Origin of the sequence: Sphingomonas sp. CCH15-F11, assembly GCF_001557005.1 — a bacterium.
Lineage (GTDB): Bacteria > Pseudomonadota > Alphaproteobacteria > Sphingomonadales > Sphingomonadaceae > Sphingomonas.
Map to the genome: position 1 here is coordinate 1 of NZ_LSKG01000053.1, position 8,155 is coordinate 8,155.

Annotated in this window: 8 protein-coding genes; 6 read left to right on the plus strand and 2 right to left on the minus strand. The window is 68.2% G+C overall.

The features are described 5' to 3' along the window. Positions 1 to 136 precede the first annotated feature (136 nt). From AX709_RS05040 to AX709_RS05050, 3 genes are all read left to right on the plus strand, one after another. Entirely contained in the window at positions 137 to 544 is a 408-nt protein-coding gene (locus tag AX709_RS05040) for a SufE family protein (RefSeq protein ID WP_066547515.1), read from the plus strand. Positions 545 to 852: 308 nt separating this feature from the next. Beyond that, positions 853 to 1,821, plus strand: a complete 969-nt coding sequence (gene gshB, locus AX709_RS05045; protein WP_066547518.1) for a glutathione synthase — start codon at positions 853 to 855, stop codon at positions 1,819 to 1,821. Next, positions 1,814 to 2,416: a DedA family protein gene (locus tag AX709_RS05050; RefSeq protein WP_066479970.1), complete on the plus strand. Its 603-nt coding sequence runs from the start codon at positions 1,814 to 1,816 to the stop codon at positions 2,414 to 2,416. Before gshB ends, AX709_RS05050 begins: the two co-directional genes overlap by 8 nt. A 176-nt stretch (positions 2,417 to 2,592) precedes the next feature. On the opposite strand, the gene AX709_RS05055 is transcribed toward AX709_RS05050, so the two are convergent. Beyond that, positions 2,593 to 3,483 carry a tyrosine recombinase XerC gene (locus AX709_RS05055; RefSeq protein WP_066547520.1) on the minus strand — a complete coding sequence of 297 codons (891 nt, stop codon included), beginning with the start codon at positions 3,481 to 3,483 and terminating at the stop codon, positions 2,593 to 2,595. 68 nt (positions 3,484 to 3,551) lie between these two features. Between AX709_RS05055 and AX709_RS05060 the strand changes: the two genes are divergently transcribed. Next, complete coding sequence (locus tag AX709_RS05060) at positions 3,552 to 3,911, plus strand: hypothetical protein (protein WP_066547523.1); 360 nt, start codon at positions 3,552 to 3,554, stop codon at positions 3,909 to 3,911. 13 nt (positions 3,912 to 3,924) lie between these two features. Here the strand turns inward: AX709_RS05060 and fsa are convergent, their stop codons facing one another. Then, positions 3,925 to 4,578 carry a fructose-6-phosphate aldolase gene (fsa, locus tag AX709_RS05065; protein ID WP_066547526.1) on the minus strand — a complete coding sequence of 218 codons (654 nt, stop codon included), beginning with the start codon at positions 4,576 to 4,578 and terminating at the stop codon, positions 3,925 to 3,927. 97 nt (positions 4,579 to 4,675) lie between these two features. On the opposite strand from fsa, the gene AX709_RS05070 reads away from it, so the two are divergent. Both AX709_RS05070 and AX709_RS05075 read left to right on the plus strand, forming a co-directional pair. Continuing rightward, positions 4,676 to 6,157: a diguanylate cyclase domain-containing protein gene (locus AX709_RS05070; protein ID WP_066479979.1), complete on the plus strand. Its 1,482-nt coding sequence runs from the start codon at positions 4,676 to 4,678 to the stop codon at positions 6,155 to 6,157. A gap of 60 nt (positions 6,158 to 6,217) precedes the next feature. Continuing rightward, positions 6,218 to 8,155 (plus strand): primosomal protein N' (locus AX709_RS05075; protein ID WP_066547528.1); only part of this gene is annotated, 1,938 nt, incomplete at its 3' end.

Below are 8,155 nucleotides of genomic sequence, written 5' to 3' on the forward strand. Positions count from 1 at the left end.
GGCGCAGGGGCCCCCGCAAAGTAGTACTTTGCGGGGAACCCCGAAGGCCGGGGCCTCTGGCAGAATTAGCGCTGCCCCCTCCCCCTCGCCCCAATCCCGCATTCCCATCCGCGCCGTGCCCGCTATATCGCGCCGCATGACAAAGCTTGCCGACCTGGCCGACGAATATGGCTTCCTCGATCCCGACGACCGCTACCGCCTGCTGATCGACCTTGGCCGCGCGCTCGCGCCAATGCCCGAAGCGCTCAAGACCGATGCGACGCTGGTGCGCGGGTGCTCCGCCTCGGTCTGGGTCTATCCGACCGTGCGCGACGACGGCACGCTGCACTTCCTGGCCGACAGCAATGCCGCGATCACCAAGGGGATCATCGCGCTCGTGCTGCTCACCGTGCAGGACCAGCCGCCGCCCGCGATCCTGGCGACCGACATCGACGCCGCGCTCGCGCCCTTCGACCTCAAGAACCAGCTCAGCTCCAACCGCACCCAGGGCATTCCGAACATGATCGCGCTGATCCGCGAAACGGCCGCGCGCTACGCCGGGTGAACGCGACGGCGCTTTCGCATGGGGGAAACTGGTCCTATGGCACTCAAATTCATCCCTCACCGCTCATGTTGAAATGCTGACTCATCCGTGTCGTCTTTGAGCATCATACCCCAGACTTTCCCGTCACCCCGGCCTCGCGCCGGGGTCCCGCTTCTTCTTGTGGCGGATCAGGCAGCGGGACCCCGGGTCAAGCCCGGGGTGACGGTAGAAGGTCGGCCGCGCTTGGCTTCAAACTCCAACGCTGGGTCAGCCGCTCAAAATCCGAGGTCCGGGAAAGACTGGTTCGCACACCACCACAAGGACGCTCGATGACCCTGACCGTCGCCATCCAGATGGACCCGCTGGACCAGATCAACATCGCCGGGGATTCGAGCTTCGCGCTCATGCTCTCGGCCCAGGCGCGTGGACACCGGCTGTTCCATTATGCGCCCGAGGACCTCAATTATTCCGCCGGCCGCGTTTGGACGCGCGCGCATCCGGTCACCGTGCGGCGCGAGGTCGGCAACCATTTCGACTTCGCCGATCCGATCCGCCTCGACCTGGGCGAGGACGCGGATGTCGTGCTGATGCGCCAGGACCCGCCCTTCGACCTCGGCTACATCACCGCCACCCATCTGCTCGAACGGATCAGCGACCGGACTTTGGTGGTCAACGATCCCGCATCGGTGCGCAACGCGCCCGAAAAGGTCTGGGTGCTCGATTTCGCGCAATATATGCCGCCGACGCTGGTCACGCGATCGGTCGACGAAGCCCGCGCCTTCCTGGCCGAACATGGCGCGGTCGTGGTCAAGCCGCTGCACGGCAATGGCGGCAAGGCGATCTTCAAGATCGACGCCGACGGCCAGAACCTGTCCTCGCTGATCGAGGTGTTCAACCAGGCCTATCGCGAGCCGCACATGGTCCAGGCGTTCCTTCCCGAAATCGCGAAGGGCGACAAGCGCATCGTGCTGGTCGACGGCGAAATCGCGGGCGCGATCAACCGCCTGCCCGGCGAGGGCGAAATCCGGTCGAACCTGGCGGTCGGCGGATCGGCGATTGCGACCGACCTGACGGAGCGCGAGCGCGAGATCTGCGCCGCGCTCGGCCCGGAGTTGAAGCGGCGCGGGCTGATCTTTGTCGGCATCGACGTGATCGGCGGCCACTGGCTGACCGAGATCAACGTGACCTCGCCGACCGGCATCGTCGCGATCGACCGCTTCAACGGCACCGATACCGCCGGCATGATCTGGGACGCGATCGAGGCGCGCGTCGCCGCACGGAGCGCGCGCCATGGGTGACTGGATCCGCGAGCTGATCGAACAATCCTCCTATCTGGGCGTGTTCCTGCTGATGCTGCTGGAAACCGTGTTCCCGCCCATCCCGTCGGAAATCATCATGTCGCTGTCCGGCCTACAGGCGGCGCGCGGCACGATGACCTTGTGGGGCGTGATCCTGGCCGGCACAGCGGGCGCGATGCTCGGCAACGTCCTGTGGTACGCCTTTGCCCGATGGCTGGGCTACGATCGGTTCAAGCCGATCATCGACCGCTGGGGCCGCTGGCTGACGCTCGACTGGCGCGAAGTGAAGCGGGCGGATGCGTTCTTCGACAAATATGACCACTGGTTCGTCTTCCTCGGCCGGATGATGCCGACGATCCGCTCGCTGGTGTCGATTCCCGCCGGGCTGTTCGAAATGCCGTGGCGCGAATTCCTGATCTGGTCGACGCTCGGCACGCTGGGCTGGACCACGGCGCTGGCGGTCGCGGGCTATGAGCTGGGTTCGCGCTATGCTCAGGTCGACGAATGGCTGGGACCGGTGTCGACCGGGGTCATCATCGCAATGGTCGCCTATTATGTGATCCGGGTGTTCACCTGGAAACCGCGGGAGGAGTGAGGCGATAAAGCCCCTCCCCTTCAGGGGAGGGGTTGGGGTGGGGCCTGTCCGCTGGCCGCGACGCTGTTTGACACGCCTCACGTCGCCCCAGCCCAGGCTGGGGCCTCAAGCCGCAGTGTCCACCCTTGCGGCACGAGATGCCAGCCTGCGCTGGCATGACGGGTTGGGGTGCACCCTCACGCCCGCGGATGCGCGTTGCGATAGACGTCCATCAGATGCGCGGCATCGACCGCGGTGTAAACCTGCGTCGAGCTCAGGCTCGCATGTCCGAGCAGTGCCTGGAGCGCGCGCAGATCGGCCCCTCGACCCAGCAGATGCGTGGCGAAGCTGTGGCGCAGCGCATGCGGCGTGGTGCGATCGCCCAGCCCCAGCCGCACCCGCGCCCGGCGCACCGACCGGCGGATGATCGCGGGCGACAACGGTCCGCCGCGCGCGCCCCGGAACAGCGGCGCATCGCGCGCAACGCCAAAGGGGCACAGCCGCACATACGCCTCGATCGCCTCGCGCACCTGCGGCAGCAACGGCACCAGCCGCGTCTTGGCCCGCTTGCCCGTGACGACCAGCGTCTCGCCCAGCGGCAGGATCGCGCCGGTCAGCGCCATCGCCTCGCCGATGCGCAGCCCCGCGCCATAGAGCAGCATCAGTACCGCCCAGTCGCGTGCCGAAATCCACGCTTCGTCCGATTGCTCCGCGACATCCTCGGCCAGTGCCACCGCTTCGTCGGGCGCGATCGGCCGCGGCACGCCTTTCTTGACGCGCGGGCCTTTCAGGCGCGGCAGTTCCGCCCCCTCCCCGCCCGCGAACTTCAGGAACGCGCGCACCGCCGACAATTCGCGCGCCGCCGACAGATTGCCGATCCCCTCGCCCCGCCGCGCCGCCAGGAACGCGCGCAGGTCCGCCGGGGTCACGCGGGCGAGCGCCGCCGCATCCACCTGCGCCCCCCAATGCCCGCCCAGAAACGCCAGCAACCGCTCCGCCGTCGCCTGATACGCCCGCACCGTATGCACCGACCGCCGCCGGTCGCGGGAGAGATGCGCCGCGAAAGCGAGTGGGAGCGGACCTGTCACGCGCGCGAGTCTAGCGTTGACCGCCACCGCGAAACAATCGAGTTTGGCGGGCGAAGCAAGGAGCCGACATGCTGCCCATCGCGATCATCCTTTTGCTGGCCCAGGCGAGCCCCGCGCCGGCCAGCCCAGCCCCGCTCGGCGGCGAATGGGTGGTCGATCTCAGCAGCAACCCGAACGACCCGCCCTATACCAAGCCGATGGTCCTCGACCTCAGGCCCGACGGCAGCGTCGCGGGCAGCTTTTACGACAGCACGATCGAATCCGGCCGCTGGAAAACCGACCGCAATCGGACCTGTGTGAGTTTCCGGACAAGTGACGGGGTCGGCCCCTATCACAGCGCCGCGTGCCTCGTCGGCGACAGCGTTCAGGGACAGACCTGGGCCGAACACCGCACCTTCCTGTTCAACTGGAACGCGGTGCGCAAATAACGGCCGTGCGCGGTCACCCGATCGTCTGGCCCGTCGCTTTCCAGTCGGCCAGGAAGCCTTCGATCCCCTTGTCGGTCAGCGGGTGCTTGACCAGCTGGCGGATCACCGAGGGCGGCGCGGTCATCACGTCCGCGCCGATCTTGGCGGCTTCCAGGATGTGGACCGGGTGGCGGACGCTGGCGACCAGGATTTCGGTGCCGAAGGCGTAATTGTCATAGATCAGCCGGATGTCGGCGATCAGCTCCATGCCGTCGAAGCCGTTGTCGTCGTGGCGGCCGACGAATGGCGAGATGAAGGTCGCCCCCGCCTTGGCCGCGAGCAGCGCCTGGTTGGCGGAAAAGCACAGGGTCACGTTGACCATCGTGCCGTCGCTGGTCAGCGCCTTGCACGCGCGCAGGCCGTCGATGGTCAGCGGCACCTTTACCGCGACATTGTCGGCGATCTTCCGCACGATCTCCGCCTCGCGCATCATGCCCTCGTAATCGAGCGCGACGACCTCGGCCGACACCGGCCCGTCGACGATCGCGCAGATTTCGCGGACGACCTCCAGGAAATCGCGCCCCGATTTGTGGATCAGCGACGGGTTGGTGGTGACGCCGTCGACCAGGCCCGATTCGGCCAGCGATCGGATTTCGGCGGTGTCGGCGGTGTCGACAAAGAATTTCATCGGGTGTGCTCCCTGGTTTAGCCGTCCTTTCGCCGATCGGTCCGCAGCGGGCAAGCGTTGCACGCTAATTTAACCAACGCCCGAATAGATCGGCGGGATGTTCGAACCCATCGTACCGCCAACGCCGGAAGAGGAGGGTCGTCAGCGTGCGCTCGACGCCCAGGCATTGCTGGATACGCCCCGCGAAGCCGCGTTCGACGCGCTGGTGCGCATTGCTGCCGAAGTCCTCGACGTGCCGGTGGCGATGCTCACCCTGGTCGACCGCGCGCGGGTGTGGACCAAGGCATCGACCGGCGTCGACCGGATCGAGCTGCCGCGGGCGAATGCGCTGTGCGACGTCACCGTCGCGAACGGCGATGTCGTCGAGATCAGCGATCTGTTGAGCGAACCGCAATTTGCCGACCGCATGGGCCTGACCGAGCATCACCAGATCCGCTTCTATATCGGCGCGCCGGTCACGGCGGCGATCGACCATGATGTCGAACCGCGGGTGATCGGCACGCTGTGCGGGATCGACCACCAGCCGCGCACGCTCACCGCGCGCCAGCAGGAACAGCTGCGCGAGCTGGCCGTGATCGCCGGAACGCTGATCGCGGCACGCACCAGCGCGCATCAGGCGATGACGCTGGCAGAAAGCGCGAGCGCGGGTGCCCAGGCGCTGCGCCGTCAGGAGCGGACCTTTCACCAGGCCGAGCGGCTGGCGATGATCGGTTCGTGGCGCTATTCGATCGTCGACAACACCGTCGTCTGGTCCGAGGGCGTGTATCGCATCCACGAGCTCGATCCCGGCAGCCCGCTGACCGTGGAAACCGCGCTCGATTATTATCCGCCGCACGCCCGCGCAGTCGTCAGCGATGCGCTCGCCCGCACGATCGAAACAGGCGAAAGCTTCAATTTCGAAGTCGATTTCGTCACCGCGCGCCAGCGGCCGTTGCGCGTGCGCTGTATCGGCGAAGTCGAGTTGGAAAAGGGGCGGCCGGTCGCGGTCACCGGCCTGATCCAGGACATCACCGAACGCTACATGATGGAACAGAGCCTCCGCCGGTCGGCGGCCGTCGACGAGGTGACGCGGATCGGCAATCGCGCCGCGTTCAACCGCGAGCTCGAGAACGCGATGGCGCGCGCGCGGCTGGGTGAGGCGCCGCTGACGCTGGTGCTGATCGATCTCGACGGGTTCAAGGCGATCAACGACACCCACGGCCACCTGACCGGCGACGACGTGCTGCGCGCGGTCGGGCGGCGGCTGCGCGCGCCCTATCTCGCCGACAGCTTCGCGGCCCGGCTGGGTGGCGACGAATTTGCCCTGATCGTCACCGACCCGGCGATCTGCGCGGATCCCGCCCCGACGATCGAGCGGCTGACCGGCGACCTCAAGCTGCCGGTCCATACGGGCCAGGGCGCGATCGGCATGTCGGGGACGCTCGGCTATTCGGAATTCAGCCCGCTGGTCACGTCGACCCGCGAGTTCATCCGCCGCGCCGACGCCGCGCTCTACGAGGCCAAGCGCCTCGAACGCGGCACGGCGCGCAGCTACTCCGGGCTGCTGTTTCGTCCGGGGGTCGCCACGCGGGCGGCCTGACGCCCGCACCGCTCCCCTTCCCCGGTTCCCCCGCGTGCCCGCACGCCCTAGATAGCGGCGATGCCTCTTCCCCGCGCTCGCGTGCTCGTCCTCAATTCCGCGCTCGGTCCGCTCGATTACAGGGTGCCCGCCGGCATGACGGTCGAACCGGGCTCGATCGTCGTCGCCCCGCTCGGCCCCCGTCAGCTCGTCGGCGTGGTCTGGGAAGCCGATCGGCTGGTGACCGAGGAGGTGGGCGACAACCGCCTGCGCAACCTGATCGCGGTCGCCGACGCGCCGCCGATCCCCGCCGCGCTGCGCCGCTTGGTCGAATGGGCCGCCGATTATTATCTCGCCCCGCCCGCCGCAGTCCTGCGCATGGCGCTGGCATCGACATCGGCGCTGGAGGGGGTGAAGCGCATCACCGAATATCGCGCAACCGGCGTCGTGCCCGAACGGCTGACGCCGCAACGCGCCCAGGCGATCGAACGGATCGGCGATCGCCAGGGGCTGATCCGCGAGCTCGCGACGATCGCGGGCGTGTCGGACGCGGTCATTCGCGGGCTGGTCAACGCCGGCGCGATCGCGGCGGTCGAAGTCGATCTCGATTCGCCCTATCCCCTGCCAGACCCCGATCATGCGCCGCCCCGGCTGAACCCGGCCCAGCGCGACGCCGCAACCGCACTGGCCGACGCGGTCGCCGCGCGCGAGTTCCAGCCGTTCCTGCTCGACGGCGTCACCGGGTCGGGCAAGACCGAAGTCTATTTCGAAGCGATCGCCCGGGCGTTGCGCGACGGGCGCCAGACGCTCGTGCTGCTGCCCGAAATCGCGCTGACCGAGCCGTTTCTCGATCGGTTCAACGCGCGTTTCGGCTGCGCGCCGGTCGCCTGGCATTCCGACCTGCGCCAGTCGCAGCGCCGCCGCGCGTGGCGCGCGATCGCCACCGGCGAGGCGCGGGTGACGGTGGGCGCGCGATCGGCGCTATTCCTGCCCTATCGCGACCTCGGGCTCATCATCGTCGACGAGGCGCACGAAACGAGCTTCAAGCAGGAAGAGGGCGTGCATTATCACGCCCGCGACGTCGCGGTCATGCGCGCGCGCTTTGAGTCCTGCCCGGTCGTGCTGGCGTCGGCCACGCCCGCGATCGAGACGCGGGTTCAGGTGGCGGCCGGCCGCTACCGCGAACTCCGGCTGCCCGCGCGCCACGGCGGTGCCGAATTGCCGACGATCGAGGCGATCGACCTGATCGCCGAACCGCCGCCGCGCGGCCGCTGGATCGCGCCCCGGCTGGTACAGGCGATCGACGCGACGCTGGCGCGCGGTGAGCAGACGCTGCTGTTCCTCAACCGTCGCGGCTATGCGCCGCTGACGCTGTGCCGGGCGTGCGGGCACCGCTTCCAGTGCCCGAACTGCACCGCCTGGATGGTCGAGCACCGGCTGATCCATCGTCTGTCGTGTCATCATTGCGGCCACATGATCCCCACCCCGCGCGCCTGTCCCAATTGCGATGCGGAGGATGCCCTGGTCGCCTGCGGCCCGGGGGTGGAGCGGATCGCCGACGAAGTCGCCGCTTTATGGCCCGATGCGCGTGCCGCCGTCGTCACCTCGGACACCATCTGGTCGCCGGCCAAGGCGGCCGAGTTCGTGCGCCGCATGACCGCGCGGGAGATCGACATCGTCATCGGCACGCAATTGGTGACCAAGGGCTATCACTTTCCCGACCTCACGCTGGTCGGCGTGATCGACGGCGACCTGGGTCTTTCCGGCGGCGACCTCCGCGCATCCGAACGCACCTTTCAACAGATCATGCAGGTCGCCGGGCGCGCCGGGCGGGGTGAAAAGCCCGGCCATGTCCTCCTGCAGACCCACCAGCCGACCGCGCCGGTCATGGCGGCACTGGTCAGCGGCGATGCCGAGGGCTTCTACGCCGCCGAAACCCAGGCACGCCGCGAGGCCGACGCCCCGCCCTTCGGCCGGTATGCCGCGATCATCGTCTCGTCCGAGGACAGGGACGCTGCC